17 protein-coding genes are annotated in these 19,751 nt (G+C 63.6%); 13 read left to right on the top strand and 4 right to left on the bottom strand.

The window, feature by feature from the left end:
- Positions 1-361: 361 nt before the first annotated feature.
- The 9 genes from AC1ZQA_RS06785 (at position 362) to AC1ZQA_RS06745 (ending at position 8,763) form a co-directional block, all read left to right on the top strand.
- Positions 362-586, top strand: a complete 225-nt coding sequence (locus tag AC1ZQA_RS06785; protein WP_482679038.1) for a hypothetical protein — start codon at positions 362-364, stop codon at positions 584-586.
- A gap of 855 nt (positions 587-1,441) precedes the next feature.
- Complete coding sequence (locus AC1ZQA_RS06780) at positions 1,442-2,659, top strand: DNA-binding protein (protein ID WP_482679037.1); 1,218 nt, start codon at positions 1,442-1,444, stop codon at positions 2,657-2,659.
- Positions 2,660-2,736: 77 nt separating this feature from the next.
- On the top strand, positions 2,737-3,063 hold the full coding sequence (locus AC1ZQA_RS06775; protein WP_482679036.1) for a single stranded DNA-binding domain-containing protein: 327 nt from the start codon (positions 2,737-2,739) through the stop codon (positions 3,061-3,063).
- A 140-nt stretch (positions 3,064-3,203) separates the two neighbouring features.
- Positions 3,204-3,542 (top strand): IS66 family insertion sequence element accessory protein TnpA, encoded by a 339-nt coding sequence (gene tnpA / locus AC1ZQA_RS06770; RefSeq protein WP_482676863.1) that lies wholly within the window; start codon positions 3,204-3,206, stop codon positions 3,540-3,542.
- The gene (gene tnpB / locus AC1ZQA_RS06765; RefSeq protein WP_482676862.1) at positions 3,542-3,889 is read left to right on the top strand and encodes an IS66 family insertion sequence element accessory protein TnpB; all 348 of its coding nucleotides are present in this window, start codon (positions 3,542-3,544) and stop codon (positions 3,887-3,889) included. The genes tnpA (AC1ZQA_RS06770) and tnpB (AC1ZQA_RS06765) overlap by 1 nt, the downstream gene beginning before the upstream one ends.
- Positions 3,890-3,951: 62 nt before the next feature.
- Positions 3,952-5,547: an IS66 family transposase gene (gene tnpC / locus AC1ZQA_RS06760; RefSeq protein ID WP_482676861.1), complete on the top strand. Its 1,596-nt coding sequence runs from the start codon at positions 3,952-3,954 to the stop codon at positions 5,545-5,547.
- Positions 5,544-6,092, top strand: coding sequence for a hypothetical protein (locus AC1ZQA_RS06755; RefSeq protein ID WP_482676860.1), 549 nt, complete (start codon positions 5,544-5,546; stop codon positions 6,090-6,092). The genes tnpC (AC1ZQA_RS06760) and AC1ZQA_RS06755 overlap by 4 nt, the downstream gene beginning before the upstream one ends.
- Before the next feature lie 342 nt (positions 6,093-6,434).
- Entirely contained in the window at positions 6,435-7,664 is a 1,230-nt protein-coding gene (locus tag AC1ZQA_RS06750; RefSeq protein WP_482679035.1) for a DNA primase family protein, read from the top strand.
- Positions 7,665-8,289: 625 nt separating this feature from the next.
- A complete protein-coding gene (locus tag AC1ZQA_RS06745; RefSeq protein ID WP_482679034.1) occupies positions 8,290-8,763 on the top strand; it encodes a DNA-binding protein in 474 nt (157 codons plus the stop codon).
- A 407-nt stretch (positions 8,764-9,170) separates the two neighbouring features.
- Here AC1ZQA_RS06745 and AC1ZQA_RS06740 read toward each other — a convergent pair whose 3' ends face one another.
- Entirely contained in the window at positions 9,171-12,275 is a 3,105-nt protein-coding gene (locus AC1ZQA_RS06740) for a type I restriction endonuclease subunit R (protein ID WP_482679033.1), read from the bottom strand.
- Positions 12,276-12,289: 14 nt separating this feature from the next.
- Positions 12,290-13,168, bottom strand: coding sequence for a GIY-YIG nuclease family protein (locus tag AC1ZQA_RS06735; RefSeq protein ID WP_482679032.1), 879 nt, complete (start codon positions 13,166-13,168; stop codon positions 12,290-12,292).
- A gap of 275 nt (positions 13,169-13,443) precedes the next feature.
- On the opposite strand from AC1ZQA_RS06735, the gene tnpA (AC1ZQA_RS06730) reads away from it, so the two are divergent.
- The 4 genes from tnpA (AC1ZQA_RS06730) to AC1ZQA_RS06715 all read left to right on the top strand — a co-directional run bounded on the left by tnpA (AC1ZQA_RS06730) (position 13,444) and on the right by AC1ZQA_RS06715 (position 16,332).
- Positions 13,444-13,782, top strand: a complete 339-nt coding sequence (gene tnpA / locus AC1ZQA_RS06730) for an IS66 family insertion sequence element accessory protein TnpA (RefSeq protein WP_482676863.1) — start codon at positions 13,444-13,446, stop codon at positions 13,780-13,782.
- Entirely contained in the window at positions 13,782-14,129 is a 348-nt protein-coding gene (gene tnpB, locus AC1ZQA_RS06725) for an IS66 family insertion sequence element accessory protein TnpB (RefSeq protein WP_482676862.1), read from the top strand. Before tnpA (AC1ZQA_RS06730) ends, tnpB (AC1ZQA_RS06725) begins: the two co-directional genes overlap by 1 nt.
- 62 nt (positions 14,130-14,191) lie before the next feature.
- Positions 14,192-15,787 carry an IS66 family transposase gene (tnpC, locus tag AC1ZQA_RS06720; RefSeq protein ID WP_482676861.1) on the top strand — a complete coding sequence of 532 codons (1,596 nt, stop codon included), beginning with the start codon at positions 14,192-14,194 and terminating at the stop codon, positions 15,785-15,787.
- Positions 15,784-16,332 (top strand): hypothetical protein, encoded by a 549-nt coding sequence (locus AC1ZQA_RS06715; protein ID WP_482677032.1) that lies wholly within the window; start codon positions 15,784-15,786, stop codon positions 16,330-16,332. The genes tnpC (AC1ZQA_RS06720) and AC1ZQA_RS06715 overlap by 4 nt, the downstream gene beginning before the upstream one ends.
- Before the next feature lie 11 nt (positions 16,333-16,343).
- On the opposite strand, the gene AC1ZQA_RS06710 is transcribed toward AC1ZQA_RS06715, so the two are convergent.
- Positions 16,344-17,540, bottom strand: a complete 1,197-nt coding sequence (locus AC1ZQA_RS06710) for a restriction endonuclease subunit S (protein WP_482679031.1) — start codon at positions 17,538-17,540, stop codon at positions 16,344-16,346.
- The gene (locus AC1ZQA_RS06705; protein ID WP_482679030.1) at positions 17,537-19,372 is read right to left on the bottom strand and encodes a type I restriction-modification system subunit M; all 1,836 of its coding nucleotides are present in this window, start codon (positions 19,370-19,372) and stop codon (positions 17,537-17,539) included. Before AC1ZQA_RS06705 ends, AC1ZQA_RS06710 begins: the two co-directional genes overlap by 4 nt.
- Positions 19,373-19,751 lie beyond the last annotated feature (379 nt).

The raw sequence follows: 19,751 nt of genomic DNA, 5'->3' as shown, positions 1-19,751 counted from the left end.
TGAACTCCTTCATTGGTAGCACCGATAGTACCACAATGTAGCTACGTTGTGACTCTTGTGCCGACGACCGGCCCGGAAATCGTCCCAAGCCTCATTGCGGCGTAGAGCACTGAAGACGCTGGTCAACTCCAACCCAGGTACCGACTGCGTCAACACATTGGCTCACCGCTCAACGCGTTGCCCCGGGGATGAATCTTTCCGCGCGGAAACTTTTTGCACGCACCGCCCCTTGACGCCCACCCCCAGGCGCCTCCTAGAATTCCCCACATGAACTGACCCACCCCTTGCAGGCGCACGGCCTGCAGACCTTCAACGGATGCGCACGACAGGGGTCGTGCGTCCGTCACAAACGAGGTCAGTCATGTCATCTTCCCATGCGTTGCATACCGTGCTGCAACTGCTCGCCGACGGCGCGTACATCGAGCAAGTGTCCGAAGCGCCGCTCACCTTCCGTATCTCCCACGACCGCAGCAGCGCGCCCCTGCCGGGCGGCCTGATGCAGCAGCTGCTGGCCAGCGGGGCCATCAAGGCCAGCTGCCGGGTCAGCGGTCGGCTGCGTTACGTCGCCGCTCCCTCACGGCGGTAACGCGGAGCTTCCCGCAGCGACACCGCCTGTGGCACTGCGCGACACAAAGGTGGTGCCCCCGCGGGCATCCCACCGTCACCGCAGTGCCACCGGCTGCGGCGTACTGGCGGTACCCTCCCCCTTGTCCCATACGGCATTCCGACACGCCCGGCCCGAGGGCACCGCACAGGCACTCCCGAGGGCAGCCGCGGGCGGACGGCTCTGCGTCCAGCAGAGGCCCCTGAAGGGCAGCTGCCGCGTGTGGGGGTCACCTGCGCTCCCGAGGGCAGGCCCAGGGGGCACAGTTGCACGCGACTGCACCCGGCTTCGCCGGTGCGAACCCCCGCCGGCCCCGCGCAGCCCGCCTTGGGTGAGACGGCCCACGCCGAACGGCGTGCGGCGGCAAGCGGCGTGGGCCCCGGACGGTTGGCGAGAACCCATCCGGGTGGGCCTTGGCCCACGGGAGGCCCTCTGCCCAACCGTCTGGGCACGCTGCGACCGCACGGCTGCTGAGGAGACGGTCGCCTCCGACGTCGCAGGGACAGTGGCCTGGATGACCGGTCTGGGACGGCGGGGGTTCGCACCGGCGAAGCCGGGTGGCAGCACAGTCGCCTGCGAAAGGACGTCGCGTCGGATACGGGAACGCCGCGCGCCCCAAGCGCGCGAGGGTGGGTGCTGGGAGAGCACCTTCAGCCCCCTGCCAGCGCACGCCCGTGCGGTCCGCCCCGAGGAACCCAACACCTGCGCGAGAACCGCGTGGTGTGCACGCCCGCAGGGTGCGTTCGCGCGGTGCTCGCTACACAGGACAAGCTCCGTCGGCGCGCCTGCAAGGGAACGCCCGGCGGCCTTGCAACCGTCCGCCACCGAAACCACGTCATGCCCACGCCCTCCCTCGTCACCACCACCCGCCCCACTACCCGCCCCACCACCATCGTGCAAAGCCGCCACGGCAGCGCAGAACACACCCCTGCGGATACGCCCGTGCACCCCAGCGACATGCCGGCCGTGCTCCCGCAGACACCGCTGCAGGTGCCGCGTGGTCAAACCGGGCAGCACCGCGCGCCGCAGCGCGGGCTGTCCGCGCGGGTACCCAGCCTGTGTCTGCGCGACACGATTGCAGCCCACGCGCTGCGTGTAGTCGACCGCTTCCGGGTAGTGCGCACTCTGGACATTGCCGCGGCCTGTTTCCCCGAGCGCCCCTTCAAGGCGGCGCTGACCGCTGCGCAGCGGGCGGTGCGCGGTCTGGTCAAGCAGGGGCTGCTGCGACGCTACAAGACCGAGCGCTTCCAGACGGTCTATGGGTTGACGCAGCGGGGTGCGGACTGGCTGGGCGAGCGGGGGGATGCGGCGTCGGCCTCGGTGCGCCGGGTCAGCGACATGACCAACCCGGAGCACCGCCTGTGGGCGCAGTTCCTGGTGCTGTGCGCGCAGGCGCGGGGCTGGACGGCGCTGACGGAAAGTGAGCTGTTGCACCAGCTCAGCCAGAAGCAACCACCGGCCCAGGGGTATCTGACGGTGGAGGTCTGGCACAGCGGCCAACGGGTCAGCAAGAGCTTGCGCCCCGATGCGGTGGCCGTCTTCCCCGGTGGCAAGGAGGTGGGCTGGTTTGAAATCGACCGCAGCAAACGAGGGTCGCAACGCCTGTCAGATTTGGCGGCGCTGGCGCGCGCCGTGGGCCGACGGCTGGCCGATGGCCGGGTGCTGCGGCTAGTGTCGGTGCAGGGCAAGACCGAGCGCATCGCCCGCGATGCGGTGCGTCTGCTCGAGCAGCTGGCGGCCGAGTCTGCCAAGCAGCAGCTGGTTCCCGGACGGCGCCAGTTTCGCAGGGTCGACGACGGGGTGTACGCGGTGTGGGCTTCGCTCGAAAAAACCCACCCCGATGGCCGCGTCAGTCTGGTCGATGCCTGTGTCGGCCATGTGGTGGTTCAGTTGTTGCCCGTCTGGATGCCCAAGCTGCGCGTGACCGCAGCGGCGCCGACGCATCCGCCGGGGTGGTTCGAGGACAACCTGCTGCCGTTCAGGCGGCCGTCCTCTCTGGGGGCGTGGACGGCGCCGGTGTCACCGCTGCTGCCGCTGCAGAACGCAACGGACTGAGCGGCTGGCGTGGTCGAAAAGGTGGTTGCTATATGTCGTGATGGCATGTGCCATCGCCACTCATTCAAGGACACAGCATGCAAGTGTTTGGAAATATCGCCACCGAGGCCACCCGCAAGGAAAGCAAGACCACCGGCAAGGGCTACTTCGAGTTTCGCCTGGCCGAGAGCCAGCGCGGCGTCGACAAGGAGCCCACCTGGTACACGGTGCGGGTGATGAAGGATGAAGACCCGGGCCTGGCCAAGGGCGACTTCGTCAAGGTCACCGGCAAGCTGAAAACGGATTTTTATCTTTCCCGCGAGGGCAAGCCCACAGGAACCCTGCTCATCATCGCATTCGAGGCCAGCAAGGTGGCGCGTGCGGCGGTCAAGTCCGCCGTCGAGGCGGGTACAGCCGACGACTAGGCCAGCAGCAGCCCACAGGAAGACACCGAGCCTCATCCGTCCGTCAAGCCCCTTGTAACCGGTAAGCCAGCGGCGTTCTTTCGTTCGTTTCGGATCCCACGAAGAATGTTTCCCATCGCAGGGATGAGGAGACATTCGAGATGGAGAACGACGCGGCAGAGGTGGCCGAGGTCAAGCGGCGGCGGCACCTGGACGAGGCGTGCTGGCGCGACGTGATTGAGCGTTTCCCGGCCTCGGGGCTGACGCTCAAGAGCTTTTGTCGGCAGGAGCGAGTGTGTGTGAGCAGCTATCGGCGCTGGCGTGAGCGGCTGTCGGGCAAGGTGAAGGCTGCGCCCGTGACGGCCAAGACTGGGCGTATGGAGCAGCGTGCCGCGGGGTTCATCGAGTTGGGCGAAGTCGGTACCGGCGGCATGCATGCGCCCATGGAGTTGCGGCTGGACCTGGGCGGCGGCATGAGCCTGCATCTGGTGCGCCGCTGATGTTCTTTCCTGAGGGGCGCATCCGGGTCTTCTTGTATGGGCAGCCTGCCGACATGCGCAAGTCCTACGACGGGCTGTACGCGCTGGCGCGCCAGGGCTTTGAGGTCGACCCGCTGGGCGGGCATCTGTTCGTGTTCGCGAACCGTCGGGCTGACCAGATCAAGGTGCTGTACTTCGATCGCAGCGGCTGGTGCGTGTGGAGCAAACGGCTGGAGGCCGGCCGCTTTGTGCGCGACTGGGGCGGGCAGCGCAGCGCCGAGATCGACTTCACCGCGCTCAAGCTCCTGCTCGAGGGGCTGCAGGTGACGCGGCAGTTCAAGCGGCATCGACACGTGGAGTGGCGATAACGGGTTTTGCAATGTGGCAAAGCCCGATTCCCTTCGGGCTTTGCCATGGGCACAATGCTTTCATGCGTGCAGACCCCGCTCAAGTGCAGACCTATACCGCCCAGATCGTGGCGGGCATGGCGGTTGAGGCTCTCGTGCGGTTGCTGCAATCGCAAGCGCAGACCATCGTTGAGCAGCAGCGGCAACTGGCGTGGTTCAGGCGACAGATCTTCGGCAGCAAGAGCGAACGGCTGCAGAGCGTGGCCGATGCGCAGCAACTTCATCTCGGCCAGATTCTGGGTGATCTGCCGATCCCGCCACAAGCCCCCGAGGCTGGACGCCAAGTGGCCGGGCACACGCGGCGCGCACGCACGACAGATTGTGCTGGCGACCAGGACGCGACGGCGTTCTTCGACGCCGAGCGGGTCGAGGTGCAGGTCATCCACCTGCCGTGCGCCCAGGCGCAGGGGTTGCGTGCCGAGGAGTACGAGGTCATCGGCGAGAAGGTCAGCTACCGCCTGGCGCAGCGCCCGGGCGCCTATGTGGCGCTCAAGTACGTGCGCCCGGTGATCAAGCGGCTCGACACCGCGACCCTGCACTGCGCGCCGGCGCCGGCCAGCGTGTTCGAGGGCAGCCGCGCCGACGTGAGTTTCGTCGCCGGCATGGCGGTGGACAAGTTCCGCTACCACCTGCCGCTGTACCGCCAGCATCAGCGGCTGGCCGATGCCGGCTTCAAGCTCAGCCGGGCCTGGTTGACCCAGCTCATGCAGCAGACTGCGGCGCTGCTCGAGCCCATCGTGGATGCGCAGCTGGCCTCGATCCTGGGCGGGCATGTGATCACGATGGACGAGACCCCGATCAAGGCCGGCCGCGCCGGGCCGGGGAAGATGAAGGGCACGTACTTCTGGCCGGTGTATGGCGAGCACGACGAGGTGTGCTTCCCCCACTTCGCCTCGCGCCGCCATGAGCATGTGAGCCAAGTTCTTGGACAGTTGCCCAGTGGCACGGTGCTGCTGAGCGATGGCTACGCGGCCTATGCCCGCTATGCGAGGCAGACCGGAGTCACCCACGCGCAGTGCTGGGCGCACGCGCGGCGCCTGTTCTTCGAGGCGCAAGACGCCGAGCCGCGGGCGGCCACGCAAGCCTTGCAGCACATCACCGCGCTGTACCGTATCGAGGCCGAGATCCGCGCCGCCGGGTGGGAGGGTGCGGCCAAGCTGGCGCATCGCGCCACCCACAGCCGGGCGCGGGTGCAGGCGTTCTTCGCCTGGGTCGAGCAGCAGTTCGCGCAGCAGGGCCTGCTGCCGAGCAATCCGTTGACCAAAGCGCTGGCCTACGTGCGAGAGCGACGGGCAGCGCTGTCAGTGTTCATCGATGACCCGGCGGTGCCCATCGACACGAACCACATCGAGCGCGCGCTGCGTCCGATCCCGATGGGGCGGCGCAACTGGCTGTTCTGCTGGAGCGAGGTCGGCGCACGCCATGTGGGCATCCTGCAAAGCCTCATCGCCACCTGCGTGCTGCAGGGTATCGACCCGTACACCTATCTGGTCGACGTGTTGCAGCGCGTGGGCCGACATCCCCAGTCCCGGGTGGTCGAACTCACCCCCAGGCTGTGGACGCAGCACTTCGGGCAGGACCCGCTGTGCTCGGACCTGGACAGGGCCGCGCCCCGATGACGCAGCGGATCTCCACGCGCATTGTTGCCCAGGCGATCCTCACCGTCGACCGCATGGATCTGCGCGCGCGCGAGGCGCTCGCCGACGAGATCCATGCGCACCAGCCCACGCTGCTTGCCAGTGTGCTGGTCCTGCCGCGCCTGGGCGCCAGGCTGGAGCAGGTCGAGATTATCCTCAACATCCTCTTCGTGGTGTACCAGGCGATGAAGATCAGCGGACATGCATGGCCGATGGTCTGCGAGGATCTGCAAGATCGCTGCCTCGACCGCCTCGTGGCGAAGATGCTCTTCCTCGACGGCTTGACCACGCTGCAGCAGGCGCAGGCGCTGCAGCAGCAGATCGACTCCCACGCCGAGCCCAACCTGCTGGCGTTCGTCTACAGCCGCCTGCAGGATCACGACCTGCTGGACGTGAAAACCGATGCGATCATGTTCATGCTTCTGGCAGCGGTGAACCTCACCGAGTGCGTCGCAGCAGTATGCCCATCGCACACCACCAAGGCGGTGCAGCGGCGCACTGCCCGACGCGTGAAGACTGCTGCCTGATGCTGCTGCATCTACCCACCCAATAGCTCGAGCGCAATCACGCCGCTGGCTGAACGCTTACAGCCCCTTTGCTTCTTTCGCCCCCGATGCGTCGGGGGCTTTTTTTTGCAACGGACAGCGCGGCGCTTCAGGGGATGCCATCTCACCTTAAAGCCGAGCGCCTTGGAGGCTTTAACTCCACAGGGTGCCTACACACGCCAGCTGATGCCTGAACGCGGCGCAGCCGGCACGGCACGTGGACGTCGGACGCGCTTTGCCTTCCCATGACACCGGCGCATCAAGAGGTTCAAAATGACAAGACAATCAGTTCGCTTTCGCCCCCATCAGTACGTCGTCGCGGCGTTGGCCACGCAGCACTGGGCTGTGCAAGGCAATGTGTTGTATCGGTGGAATGACACCCATTGGTCGGTCGTCGAGCAGGAGGATGCCGCGCGCGACGCTTACGCCTGGTTGGTCGCGCAAGATGCGTCCTGGGCCGGCTCAGAAAACGCCACAAGCGCCGTACAAGCCTTGCGCCTGGCTGCGCCGCGCCTTCCGAAGCGGACCATGGACATCGTCGTGCCCACGCAAAACGGCTATGTGCATCTGGACTGCGGGGCGCTGATGCTCAAGCGTCCAGACCCGGCGCTTGGATTGACGCACTGCCTCAATTGCCAGTACGCGCCCGGGCAGACCTCCCCGCGCTTCACGGCTTTCCTCCACCAGGTGTTGCCTGACCCGGAGGTGCAACGACGGGTGCAGGAATACGTCGGCTACACCCTGATATCGGATGCGCGTTACCAGCGCGCGCAGTTCTGGGTCGGGCAGGGCGCAAACGGCAAGGGCGTGCTGGCCAACATCGTCCAGTCGCTGCACAGCCGTGTGGCGGCGATTGCGCTGGACCAGCTCAAAGGCTTCCGTTTGTCCAACTTGGTGGGAGCCAGCCTGGTCTATGTCGATGAGGCGCCTCGAAAACTGATTGACGAGCAGCTGCTGAAATCGCTGATTGCGGGGGAGATGATTCAAGTCGACCTGAAGTACCGCGACCCGCTAAGTGTCCCCGTGCAGGGCAAGTGGATTGTGCTGGGCAATCACCTGCCGGCCATCACGGACCACAGCGTCGGCTTCTGGCGCCGCTGGGATATCGTGCCGTTCTCGGTCACGGTTCCCGAGCGGGAGCGCGACCCGCTGCTGGCCGAGACCATCATCCGCGAGGAGTTGTCCGGGGTGTTGAACTGGGCCCTCGAGGGGCTGGTGCGCTTGCAGGCCCGTGGAGCATTCGACCCGGTGATGCCGCAGGCGATGCGTGAGCTGCTGCACGAGGCCAAGGTGGAGACCAACTCGGTGGTGGCCTGGATGGACGACGAGGGCATCACACTCAAGGATTCCATCGACACGCCGAAAGCGCAGGTGTTCGCGAGCTATGCGGCCTGGTGCGAGAACAACGCGATGCGCGCGGTCAGTTCGGTGCAGTTCTGGAAGCGCATGCGTGAGCAGTTCCCCCGACTCGCGGAGGCGCGCACGCGGTCAGAGGGAGGTGTCACGCGCAGGGTCAATGTGCACTTGCCGACGCACACGGTTAGAACACAGTAAGCCGCAGACCCTGAAAACCCTGAAGCAAAAGAGCGCGACCATCGGTCGCGCTCTTTTGCTTTCTTCAAGGTCATGCCACTGTGCCGGGTGTGTCAAGTGAAATCCAATTGTTCTTCCGAAATCAGTAGTTCATATAAAAAATGATTCGTCGTGAAAGTTTGTCGAATTGACCCGGTTCACTTGGCACAGAGAAATTTCTTGTGAAGAGACGAGGACTTAGCGGAGCACGGGGTCCGGCGTCACTCGACGCAGGGCGACACAACACGGTCAGCGGGCCAGGCGTGCAGCGCTCTTCAAGGCCCAGAACAGCATCCAAGGGGAGGCCCGTGTCAGGTCGCCGCGCCGGACAACGAGCGGACGGAGCGATGACCAGGTCAAGCGCGTCGGCGGAGGCGACACCGGGGGATGGGTGAGAGAAACAGCAGCCATGGACAACTCGGCCAGAGGCCCCTGGCCTGGCCCTGAGGTTCAGCGGGCAGCGGTGGCTACACCGCATGAGGGGCGACTTTGCCCTTCTTCAGAACCCCTCCCCCTTCAGGAAAGGTCAAGCAAGATGGCAATTCTCAAAATCCCAAGGACAAGCTCCACTAGGCGCACCCCAGCTCCCCCGAAATCCCACAGCGACATGCAGCAGCACACTCCCGCTGGGGGACGGTTGATGGCGGCGTTGACGGAGACGGCGACACGGCGCGGGCACAACCTGACCGATTTGGCCAAGGCACTGAACGTAACCTATGGCTATCTCGTGCAACTGCGCAGTGGCTCGCGCTCACCGGTCAACATCTCCGATGACTTTGCCGCCCGCTGCGCGCGCTACCTCGCGCTGCCGCGTCTGTCGGTGCTGCTGCTGGCTGGGCGCCTCAGCCCGGCGGACGTGTTCGGCGAACAGGCCATGAACGAAGCGAGTTTGTCGCAGGCGTATGGCTACCTCCTTGCCGACCCCATCTGGGGCGCGCGGGTGCCGGAGCTCTCCGAGCAAGCATTGCAGCAGTCCAAGGACTGCGTGCTGGCGATGGTCTGGCTCTATCAGGAGCTCAAGGGGGTGCGCCTGCTGCCTAGCCCCGGCACTGTGCCGGAAGGCGGCGATGCCACTCCTTGAGAAGGAAAGGCAGGCTAGTCGTCAGGTCACCCTCCTCTACCCTAGACAAGGCCAGCCCACCCGATTCGGGATTTCTTCGCAGCCAAGGCGTCGCCTTGGCTGTTTTTTGTGCGGGACACCACACCCTACTCGAAACTCCCGCCCCCGCGTGCTCAACCGCCCCAGCAAGGGCGTCAAATCCTCCAGATACCCCGCAATCAGATTGGCCGTCTCCCCCTCGCGCTGCCAGGTGCCCGCCACCGCCATCAGCCGTGCGTGCAGCAGCACACTGCGATGCCGCTGCCACAGCCCCTTCCAGCAAATCACCTGCACCGTCCCCGCCTCATCCTACAGCGACACAAAGTTCGCTCCCTTGACTGAATCGCCCCGGGCTTTCTAGACACTTCCGAGCCGTTTGGAATCTTTCACTACCTTCGTAGTGCATCGCGCTTCTCAAACGCCCTGTACACCTGCTTCGCCAGCATTCCCATCATGGCCGTGAACACGCGCTCGTCTTTGAGCAACTGACCCGCAATGGCGTTGTGCCCGTCTTGGCTGTCAATGATGGCGTCGGTCATGATGTCTTTGAAATCGCCCATGACGAACTGCTGCTCGCTGTTGTTGCGCGCCTGCTCGGCCAAGGCTTCGCTCTCCATCAGTTTCTCCGTGATGGTGGTCACGTAACCGACCATGTCAGCCTCAGTCAGATTGCCTGAGAACAGGTCGTTCATCACGCCCACGATTTCGGCAAGCTGCTTTTTCTCGTCCTCATCTGCTGCGCCAGTTCCCGCCTCAGACACTGGCTTGAGCTTGACCACTTCGCCGGAGGCCAGGTCCAGGGTTTGCTCTCCGATTTTCTGCAGCCGGTAGTGCGTCAGGCGCACGTCGGAGTCCAACTCCAGGATGCTCGATGAGCCGCGCTCGAGGATGCGCGGCATCAGGTTCTTGCCGAAGGCATAGAGCCTCTCCAGGTCAGGGTCGTCGTAGGGGACGATTTGCGACAGGAAGTCGTACATGCGCAGGAACGTCCCCAGGTCCTTGCGGAACTGGTCGGCGTCCTCCGGCGTGGTCTCGGACAGCTCGGCGAACCGGTCCGCAGCAGGTTTGAGATAAGCGTGCAGCCCGGCCTGTTTGCGCCTCGGGTCGAAGAACGCTTCGGCAAACAACTCCACCTCACTCGGCAGGTAGACCCCGGCCTGGTCGAGCTTGATATGCAGCTCATGCACGATGTTGGGGTCCGTCACTTCTTCCAGCTGGGCCGTGCGGTAATAGGGCTGGAAGGCGGCGAGAATTTCATCTGGTTTGTTGACGAAGTCCAGCACGAAGGTTTCATCCTTGCCGGGGTAGGTGCGGTTCAAGCGCGAGAGCGTCTGCACGGCCAGCACCCCCGACAGGCGCTTGTCGACATACATGGCGTACAGCAGCGGCTGGTCAAAGCCCGTCTGGTATTTGTTCGCCACCAGCAGCACCCGGTAGACGTTCTCCTTGAACGCCTCGGCCGGGTCCTTGCCGCGGATGTCCGGGTTCATGTTGGACTCATTGAACGGGTCCGGGCCGGAATCCAGGTCGTCGACATTGCCGGAGAAAGCCACCAGGGCGCGCATGTCCTTGTCGTAGCCTCGCTCCTTGAGGTACTTGTCCATCGCGAGCTTGTAGCGTACCGCGGCCTTGCGGCTGTCGGTCACCACCATGGCCTTGGCCTTGCCGCCAATCTTGGCGGCCACGTGGTCGCGGAAGTGCTCGACGATGACCACCACCTTCTGGGCGATGTTGTACGGGTGCAGTACGGCGTAGCGCGCCAGGACCTTCTTGGCTTTCTTCTGCGGCACGAGCTTGTCGTCGGCCATCGACCCCAGCTTGTAGAACATCCTGTAGGACGTGTAGTTGCGCAGCACGTCCAGGATGAACCCCTCCTCGATGGCCTGGCGCATCGAATACACATGGAAGGGTTCAGGTTTGCCGTCCGCGCCCGGTCGGCCGAAGAGCTCCAGCGTCTTGGATTTGGGCGTGGCGGTGAAGGCAAAGTAGCTGACGTTCTCCGGGCGCTTGCGGCCCTCGAGCACGCCGTTGATGACGTCCTCGGAGGTGAGGTCCTCCGCGTCGATGTCGTCGTCGACACTGACCTCGACTGTCTTGCCGTCGACGTCGACCTGCATGACGGTCTTGGGCTTCTCCCCCTTGGTGAGTGCGGAGCGCAGCTTTTGTGCGCCGCTGCCGGATTGGCTGGAATGGGCCTCGTCAATGATGAGCGCAAAGCGCTTGCCCTTCAGCGCGCACACCTTGTCGATGATGTGGGGGAACTTCTGCAGCGTGGTGATGATGACCTGGGTGCCGCTGTTCAGTGCCTCGGCCAGTTGGGCGCTGTTCTCGTCAATCTTCTGCACCACCCCGGCTTTGTGCTCGAACTGGCTGATGGTGTCCTGCAGCTGGCGGTCCAGCACCCGGCGGTCAGTGATGACGATGACCGAGTCAAAAACCTTATCGTCGGCAGCGTTGTGCAGATTGGCCAGGCGGTGCGCACTCCAGGCAATCGTGTTGGATTTGCCCGAGCCTGCCGAGTGCTGCACCAGGTAGGCGTGTCCCGCCCCTTCGTCGCCTGCGGCCTTGACAAGGCGCAGCACGGCGTCGAGCTGATGAAAGCGCGGAAAAATGAGCGTTTCCTTGGTCGACTTCACGCCCGTGTTCGGGTCGACCTCGGTCTTGACCTCCAGGTGCAGGAAGTTGCCCAGGATGTCGAGCCAGACGTCCTTCGACCAGACGGCTTCCCACAGGTAGTACGTCGGATAGCCCTTGTCCTTCGGGGCGGGTGGGTTGCCGGCGCTGGCGCCACCATAACCATCGGGGCGGCCGAGGTTGAAGGGCAGGAAGAAAGTCTTGTCGCCATCGAGCTTGGTGGTCATGAACACTTCGTCCGTGGACACGGCGAAGTGCACCAGGGCGCGGGTCTTGAACTGCAGCAGGGCCTCGGGCTCGCGGCTCTTGGGGTCCTTGGTTGGGCGGTCCTTCTTGTACTGCCGGATGGCGTCGGTGATGTTCTGGGTCAGGTCGGTCTTGAGCTCGGCGGTGGCCACCGGCAGACCATTGACGAACAGCACCAGGTCGATGCTGTTCTCGTTGTGCAGGCTGTAATGCAGCTGGCGGATGACGGTCAGGCGGTTCTTCCCGTAGTGCTCCCAGAGCCGTGGGCTCTTCTTGTGCGCCGGGCGGAACTGGCACAGGGTAAAGCGGGCATTGCGGTCCTTGAAACCGTGGCGCAGCAGGTGCAGGGTGCCGTGCTTGTCCAGCTGCTCGGCCACGCGCTTGACGAAGACCGAGTCCGAATTGCCGTTGTGCCAGGCCTTGAATTTGCCCCACTCCGCACCTTGCGTTTCTTTCACGAACGCCAGCAGGTCATCCGGGAACAGGGCGAGTTCGCGGCTGTAGCCGGTGGCGTCCTTGAGGTGCGTGCGCACGGTCCAGCCGTCGGCGGCCAAGTGGTCACAGAGCTCGTTCTCGAAAATGCGTTCGGTGTGGACGTTAGTGAGCTTGGGCATAGGTGGCTTACTTGTTATTCGCTGGGTGAGGCAGGCACATTGCCGCGCTTGAGCTCGTCAAGCGTGACACCTTTGTCTGTTTTCCACTCACGCCACCCATTGGACGCCGCACCAACGACGATGGCAGAGGCTCCGCTTGGAGAGGAAAACAGAACGTCCTGCCTGAACACGAGCATGCCCTTGTCGATTGCGGCCTTACCCTGCGCTATCAGCTCATCTCTGCGTTTTGCAAGGGCTGGGTCTACAAGGCCCTTAGCCGGCTCCACTCGGCCTTTGGAGCCTTTGAGTACAACAAAACCTTCCTCTGTGTACTCGCCCGTTGCATTCGTGCCGGCGCGATTACAGTAGAACAGCTGGCGGCCTGCGGGCGAATCCGTTGGTTTTGCAACCGGGTCAAATGCCGGGTAGCCAAGGGTGGCAAGCAGTGTGCGGCCGGTCTCGAAAATCTCCTGGCAATCCGCCTCGAGAGGTGCCGGGGTGTGCGGTTTGCTGCCATCGTTCCCGTTATCGGTGACATAACGCCCCGCCGCTTTCGCCTCTTGGATGCACAGCCATTCCAGGAAAAGTGCGTGGGTCTGGGTGAGGCTATTGGTCTTGGAGATAAGCACCAGGGCGCGTTGCCAGAAATCCTTCTCTTTGTTGTGCTTGACTAGGCGCTTCCGCAGGTCGCCGGTTTGGCCGATGTAAATGCGCTGAGCGTGACCGTCCTCATCTTGGCCAAACAAGAAATACACAGCGACCTGGTCACTTTCAGCCATCTTTAGGAAATCTGCCAATAGGCTGCGAGGGACCTCGATAACCTGGACGATGCGGGTGGTGATTTCCGCAATGCGAATTCCGCGCGCGTCGCCTGCCGGGAGAAAGATTTGGATAGTCTGCGCTCGTGAGGTCATTTCTTAAGCCCAGTCAGTCATGACGCGTTCAGTTGCCGAGCCTGGAATTCATCAATGTTCAGCTGGCCCGTGACGGCGGCTGAAATCAATGAGGAGCGGTACTCACGTAGGCGGTCGATGTGTTCCCTTATATGGGCCAGAAGACTAGCCGTTGCCTCTTCAGACCTCCGCACCTCCGTCAAGATGTCGGTAACCGGTAAGCCAGCGGCGTTCTTTCGTTCGTTTCGGATCCCACGAAGAATGTTTCCCATCGCAGGGATGAGGAGACATTCGAGATGGAGAACGACGCGGCAGAGGTGGCCGAGGTCAAGCGGCGGCGGCACCTGGACGAGGCGTGCTGGCGCGACGTGATTGAGCGTTTCCCGGCCTCGGGGCTGACGCTCAAGAGCTTTTGTCGGCAGGAGCGAGTGTGTGTGAGCAGCTATCGGCGCTGGCGTGAGCGGCTGTCGGGCAAGGTGAAGGCTGCGCCCGTGACGGCCAAGACTGGGCGTATGGAGCAGCGTGCCGCGGGGTTCATCGAGTTGGGCGAAGTCGGTACCGGCGGCATGCATGCGCCCATGGAGTTGCGGCTGGACCTGGGCGGCGGCATGAGCCTGCATCTGGTGCGCCGCTGATGTTCTTTCCTGAGGGGCGCATCCGGGTCTTCTTGTATGGGCAGCCTGCCGACATGCGCAAGTCCTACGACGGGCTGTACGCGCTGGCGCGCCAGGGCTTTGAGGTCGACCCGCTGGGCGGGCATCTGTTCGTGTTCGCGAACCGTCGGGCTGACCAGATCAAGGTGCTGTACTTCGATCGCAGCGGCTGGTGCGTGTGGAGCAAACGGCTGGAGGCCGGCCGCTTTGTGCGCGACTGGGGCGGGCAGCGCAGCGCCGAGATCGACTTCACCGCGCTCAAGCTCCTGCTCGAGGGGCTGCAGGTGACGCGGCAGTTCAAGCGGCATCGACACGTGGAGTGGCGATAACGGGTTTTGCAATGTGGCAAAGCCCGATTCCCTTCGGGCTTTGCCATGGGCACAATGCTTTCATGCGTGCAGACCCCGCTCAAGTGCAGACCTATACCGCCCAGATCGTGGCGGGCATGGCGGTTGAGGCTCTCGTGCGGTTGCTGCAATCGCAAGCGCAGACCATCGTTGAGCAGCAGCGGCAACTGGCGTGGTTCAGGCGACAGATCTTCGGCAGCAAGAGCGAACGGCTGCAGAGCGTGGCCGATGCGCAGCAACTTCATCTCGGCCAGATTCTGGGTGATCTGCCGATCCCGCCACAAGCCCCCGAGGCTGGACGCCAAGTGGCCGGGCACACGCGGCGCGCACGCACGACAGATTGTGCTGGCGACCAGGACGCGACGGCGTTCTTCGACGCCGAGCGGGTCGAGGTGCAGGTCATCCACCTGCCGTGCGCCCAGGCGCAGGGGTTGCGTGCCGAGGAGTACGAGGTCATCGGCGAGAAGGTCAGCTACCGCCTGGCGCAGCGCCCGGGCGCCTATGTGGCGCTCAAGTACGTGCGCCCGGTGATCAAGCGGCTCGACACCGCGACCCTGCACTGCGCGCCGGCGCCGGCCAGCGTGTTCGAGGGCAGCCGCGCCGACGTGAGTTTCGTCGCCGGCATGGCGGTGGACAAGTTCCGCTACCACCTGCCGCTGTACCGCCAGCATCAGCGGCTGGCCGATGCCGGCTTCAAGCTCAGCCGGGCCTGGTTGACCCAGCTCATGCAGCAGACTGCGGCGCTGCTCGAGCCCATCGTGGATGCGCAGCTGGCCTCGATCCTGGGCGGGCATGTGATCACGATGGACGAGACCCCGATCAAGGCCGGCCGCGCCGGGCCGGGGAAGATGAAGGGCACGTACTTCTGGCCGGTGTATGGCGAGCACGACGAGGTGTGCTTCCCCCACTTCGCCTCGCGCCGCCATGAGCATGTGAGCCAAGTTCTTGGACAGTTGCCCAGTGGCACGGTGCTGCTGAGCGATGGCTACGCGGCCTATGCCCGCTATGCGAGGCAGACCGGAGTCACCCACGCGCAGTGCTGGGCGCACGCGCGGCGCCTGTTCTTCGAGGCGCAAGACGCCGAGCCGCGGGCGGCCACGCAAGCCTTGCAGCACATCACCGCGCTGTACCGTATCGAGGCCGAGATCCGCGCCGCCGGGTGGGAGGGTGCGGCCAAGCTGGCGCATCGCGCCACCCACAGCCGGGCGCGGGTGCAGGCGTTCTTCGCCTGGGTCGAGCAGCAGTTCGCGCAGCAGGGCCTGCTGCCGAGCAATCCGTTGACCAAAGCGCTGGCCTACGTGCGAGAGCGACGGGCAGCGCTGTCAGTGTTCATCGATGACCCGGCGGTGCCCATCGACACGAACCACATCGAGCGCGCGCTGCGTCCGATCCCGATGGGGCGGCGCAACTGGCTGTTCTGCTGGAGCGAGGTCGGCGCACGCCATGTGGGCATCCTGCAAAGCCTCATCGCCACCTGCGTGCTGCAGGGTATCGACCCGTACACCTATCTGGTCGACGTGTTGCAGCGCGTGGGCCGACATCCCCAGTCCCGGGTGGTCGAACTCACCCCCAGGCTGTGGACGCAGCACTTCGGGCAGGACCCGCTGTGCTCGGACCTGGACAGGGCCGCGCCCCGATGACGCAGCGGATCTCCACGCGCATTGTTGCCCAGGCGATCCTCACCGTCGACCGCATGGATCTGCGCGCGCGCGAGGCGCTCGCCGACGAGATCCATGCGCACCAGCCCACGCTGCTTGCCAGTGTGCTGGTCCTGCCGCGCCTGGGCGCCAGGCTGGAGCAGGTCGAGATTATCCTCAACATCCTCTTCGTGGTGTACCAGGCGATGAAGATCAGCGGACATGCATGGCCGATGGTCTGCGAGGATCTGCAAGATCGCTGCCTCGACCGCCTCGTGGCGAAGATGCTCTTCCTCGACGGCTTGACCACGCTGCAGCAGGCGCAGGCGCTGCAGCAGCAGATCGACTCCCACGCCGAGCCCAACCTGCTGGCGTTCGTCTACAGCCGCCTGCAGGATCACGACCTGCTGGACGTGAAAACCGATGCGATCAAGTTCATGCTTCTGGCAGCGGTGAACCTCACCGAGTGCGTCGCAGCAGTATGCCCATCGCACACCACCAAGGCGGTGCAGCGGCGCACTGCCCGACGCGTGAAGACTGCTGCCTGATGCTGCTGCATCTACCCACCCAATAGCTCGAGCGCAATCACGCCGCTGGCTGAACGCTTACAGATGTCGCGCCTTTCCTCCTCGGGAGGCATAGGAATTGGGAGCTCCCGGACGTTTGATTGGTTGATGGAAGCAAGGTTGGTGCTTTGCTTCGACCTGAGAAAGAAGTAGGTTCGTGCAGCGTCGGTCGAAGTGAAGCGCGCGACCCACTCCCCCAACTCCGCATTCCGTAGGCGCACTGCAAAGACGTGGTTTTGGTGGACGCACGGCGCAATCTGACCTCCCCACACGGTTCCGCGCCCGAGCTTGTCGTTGTCGCCGCCTTCGTTCATGAGGACATCACCTGCGCGCAGCAAGTATCGGTCGACCTCTCTGGAACCTACCTCGATTTCCTGCACATCGGTCAGGTCAACATAGCCGTCCTGAACGTTCGCGACACGCAAGTACGGCAACATCACGGTGTCGCGTTCACCATAGTCTTTCCCTTTGGCAATTCCCGAGCGCACTTCGCCTAGGAATTTGAGACGCTTAACGCTCCAGTGAGCCGGGACTTCCCCCAGTTCTTGGAAGGTGGTCTGCATCCGAGGCGCCGTGGCAGCAAGGCCATGAGTCATCAAGCGCGAGAGATATGCGCGCCGATGCTCTTCTAGCGCATCGAGCAGTCGCTCCTTCTCTGCAATCAAAGCATCAATCCGCGCCGTCTTTTCGTCGAGGAAGTTGGCGATGCGTTCTTGGTCTGTGAGTGACGGAAGATGAATCGGCGTCATGCCCAGGTCCTGTATGCCAAGAGCGTATCGGCTGATTCCTGTCGCGGTGGTGGCATAGTAGGTCTGCACCTCTGCAGACTGGAGTGCCCAATGCAAATAGGCCCCATGCAGCCGTCCGGGCTCTGGTCGGATGACAGCTAGGTGGTAGCCGCAAACCACTCCCGGAATAGCCTCGGGTACGTATGCTGGAATGCCAATATCCGTGGGTTCTTCGGAGTCCTTTGTGACTAATACGTCGTGTGCTTGCAGGGTAAAGCGGGCAATCTGCGCGTCAGTCGCTGTGGCCTCCATGAAGTCAATGGCATCCGTGATGCGCTCGTTCTTGTACACATCGACATAGTTGCAGAGGCTCACGGGTCTCTCGTCTTCAACTGAATGTTTGTCGATGTTGCTCGGCATGACCGCTGCCAAGCGCTTCAATGAAACGGCGTTCGAACTCACGCCACCACCCCCTTCATCAACTCCAGGAACCGTGCCTCCATCGCCCGAATTTCCTCGGCAATCACCTCTGGCGGGCGCGGCGGCTTGTAGACATAGAAGTAGCGGTTGAAGTTGATTTCATAGCCGACCTTGCCGACCTGGCCGTCCTTCTCGTCCTTGATGTCCTCGTTGACGAAGGCGTCCGGCACGTGCGGTAGCACCTCGCGCGTCATGTAGGCGGCGATGTCCTCGCCCAGCGGGATGCTCTCGGTGTCGCGCAGGTCTGGGTCGTAGGGCTTCTGCCCCTTCTTGAACTTGACCTTCACCTCCTTGCCTGGCTGCGGCGGGCGGTCGACCGTCACCTTGCGATAGCCGAAGAAGGTGGTGGGGAAGATTTTGGATACCACGCGTGGTGGTTCATCCTCGGCCTGGCAGCTGGCGGCTCCATGGCCGTTACCTTTGAGCGGCTCCCTGAACTCCAGGCCAAAGGTGGCGCCATCGAGGTTGCCGGCATAGGTCGCGACGATTTCGACAATCTGCTCCTCGGTCAGGTACACGCGCTTGTTGCCCAGACTCTTTTTCATCTTGGCGTACATGCGCGTGGCGTCGATGAGCTGCACCTTGCCCTTGCGGTCGGGGCACTTGTGGTTGTCCAGAATCCAGATGTAGGTGGCGATGCCGGTGTTGTAGAACAGGTCATTGGGCAGCGCGATGATGGCATCCAGCAGGTCGTTCTCCAGAATCCATCGCCGGATTTCCGATTCGCCGGAACCGGCGTCCCCGGTGAACAAGGGTGACCCGTTGAGCACGATACCGATGCGGCCACCACCCTCGGCAGCGGGCCGCATCTTGGCGATGAGGTGCATCAGGAACAGGAGGGAGCCGTCCGACACACGTGGCAGGCCTGGCCCGAAGCGCCCGGCATAGCCCCGACGCTCGTGCTCGGTCTTGACCACGTCCTGCACCTTCTTCCAGTCCACACCGAAGGGTGGATTGGCGGCGCCGTAGTCGAAGGTCTCGCCCACGAAACCATCGGCCGAGAGGGTGTTGCCGCGCACAATGTTCTTGGGGTCCTGCCCCTTGATGAGCATGTCGGCCTTGCAGATGGCATAAGACTCGTCGTTGAGTTCCTGGCCATAGAGGCGGATGACGGCGGAGGGATTGATGCTTTTGGCTACTGCTTCGCCGACCGATAGGATGCCCCCAGTGCCTGCTGTAGGGTCGTAAAGGGAGCGGATGACGCCCGGCTTGGACAGCGCCTCATCGTCCTTGGCGAACAGGCAGTGCACGATGAGCGAGATGACCTCCCGCGGGGTGAAGTGCTCCCCGGCGGTTTCATTCGAGGCTTCCGCGAACTTGCGGATGAGCTCCTCGAACACCAGACCCATCGTCTCATTCGGGACCGCGTCAGGGTGCAGGTCGATACCGGCAAATTTCTGGACGATTTGGAACAACAGGTTCTTGTCGTCGAGCTCGCCAATGCGGTCGAGGAATTTGAACTGGGCAAAGACGTCCATCGCCTCGGACGAGAACTCGCCAATATAGGCGATGAGGTTCAGGCGAATGTGCTGGGGGTCGGCCAGCAGGCCGGGCACGGTGAACGGGCTGGTGTTGTAGAACGCTTGCTTGCTTTTTCGGGTGAGGTAGACGTCCAGGGCCATCCCCCCGTCTGCCTTGCGCCGTTTGAATTCTTCCAGCACGTCGTGCTTGGTGCTCTCCAGCACGCAATCCAGCCGCCGCAGCAGGGTGAAGGGCAGGATGATTTTTCCGTAGTCGGCCTGCTTGTAATCCCCGCGCAGGATGTCGGCAACAGACCAGATGAAGTTGGCGAGTTCGGAGAAAGACTGGGCCATAGTTTGCGATGTTTGAGCTTTGGGTGAAGGAAACTGAGGGCACACCAGCTTGCGCGCCCCTTTTTGCATCAGTTTGGCTCAGCGCCCCATCTGAGTTTACGGGCAGCCGTAGAAATGTAACCGGCAGAAATGTGACCAGGGGTACCGGCCACGAGCTGCCTCGGTTTCAAGAGCCGATGCGACGCATCAGCGACGGCTCCATTGAAAGTCTGTCCCAGCTCTGCCGGGAGCCTCCGCTTTGGCGGTCCGAGGCACTCTGCGCGATGTGCTGCGGGCTTCGTTACCCATCAAGAACCCGCCATTTGTGCCGCTAAAAAATGGCACCTGAGCGTACCCAAGTCATTACCGCCGTTTAGCAGACCGCCCACATGAGCGACTC

This window comes from Thiomonas sp. DCM-2 (assembly GCF_056820905.1).
Note: the sequence above shows the minus strand (reverse complement) of the source record. Positions and strands in the feature narration are given on the sequence as shown.

Bases quoted from the DNA above. Each gene is read 5' to 3' on its own strand.
- AC1ZQA_RS06785 (WP_482679038.1), top strand. From the start codon at position 362: ATGTCATCTTCCCATGCGTTGCATACCGTGCTGCAACTGCTCGCCGAC.
- AC1ZQA_RS06780 (WP_482679037.1), top strand. From the start codon at position 1,442: ATGCCCACGCCCTCCCTCGTCACCACCACCCGCCCCACTACCCGCCCC.
- AC1ZQA_RS06775 (WP_482679036.1), top strand. From the start codon at position 2,737: ATGCAAGTGTTTGGAAATATCGCCACCGAGGCCACCCGCAAGGAAAGC.
- tnpA (WP_482676863.1), top strand. From the start codon at position 3,204: ATGGAGAACGACGCGGCAGAGGTGGCCGAGGTCAAGCGGCGGCGGCAC.
- tnpB (WP_482676862.1), top strand. From the start codon at position 3,542: ATGTTCTTTCCTGAGGGGCGCATCCGGGTCTTCTTGTATGGGCAGCCT.
- tnpC (WP_482676861.1), top strand. From the start codon at position 3,952: ATGCGTGCAGACCCCGCTCAAGTGCAGACCTATACCGCCCAGATCGTG.
- AC1ZQA_RS06755 (WP_482676860.1), top strand. From the start codon at position 5,544: ATGACGCAGCGGATCTCCACGCGCATTGTTGCCCAGGCGATCCTCACC.
- AC1ZQA_RS06745 (WP_482679034.1), top strand. From the start codon at position 8,290: ATGCAGCAGCACACTCCCGCTGGGGGACGGTTGATGGCGGCGTTGACG.
- AC1ZQA_RS06740 (WP_482679033.1), bottom strand. From the start codon at position 12,275: ATGCCCAAGCTCACTAACGTCCACACCGAACGCATTTTCGAGAACGAG.
- AC1ZQA_RS06735 (WP_482679032.1), bottom strand. From the start codon at position 13,168: ATGACCTCACGAGCGCAGACTATCCAAATCTTTCTCCCGGCAGGCGAC.
- tnpA (WP_482676863.1), top strand. From the start codon at position 13,444: ATGGAGAACGACGCGGCAGAGGTGGCCGAGGTCAAGCGGCGGCGGCAC.
- tnpB (WP_482676862.1), top strand. From the start codon at position 13,782: ATGTTCTTTCCTGAGGGGCGCATCCGGGTCTTCTTGTATGGGCAGCCT.
- tnpC (WP_482676861.1), top strand. From the start codon at position 14,192: ATGCGTGCAGACCCCGCTCAAGTGCAGACCTATACCGCCCAGATCGTG.
- AC1ZQA_RS06715 (WP_482677032.1), top strand. From the start codon at position 15,784: ATGACGCAGCGGATCTCCACGCGCATTGTTGCCCAGGCGATCCTCACC.
- AC1ZQA_RS06705 (WP_482679030.1), bottom strand. From the start codon at position 19,372: ATGGCCCAGTCTTTCTCCGAACTCGCCAACTTCATCTGGTCTGTTGCC.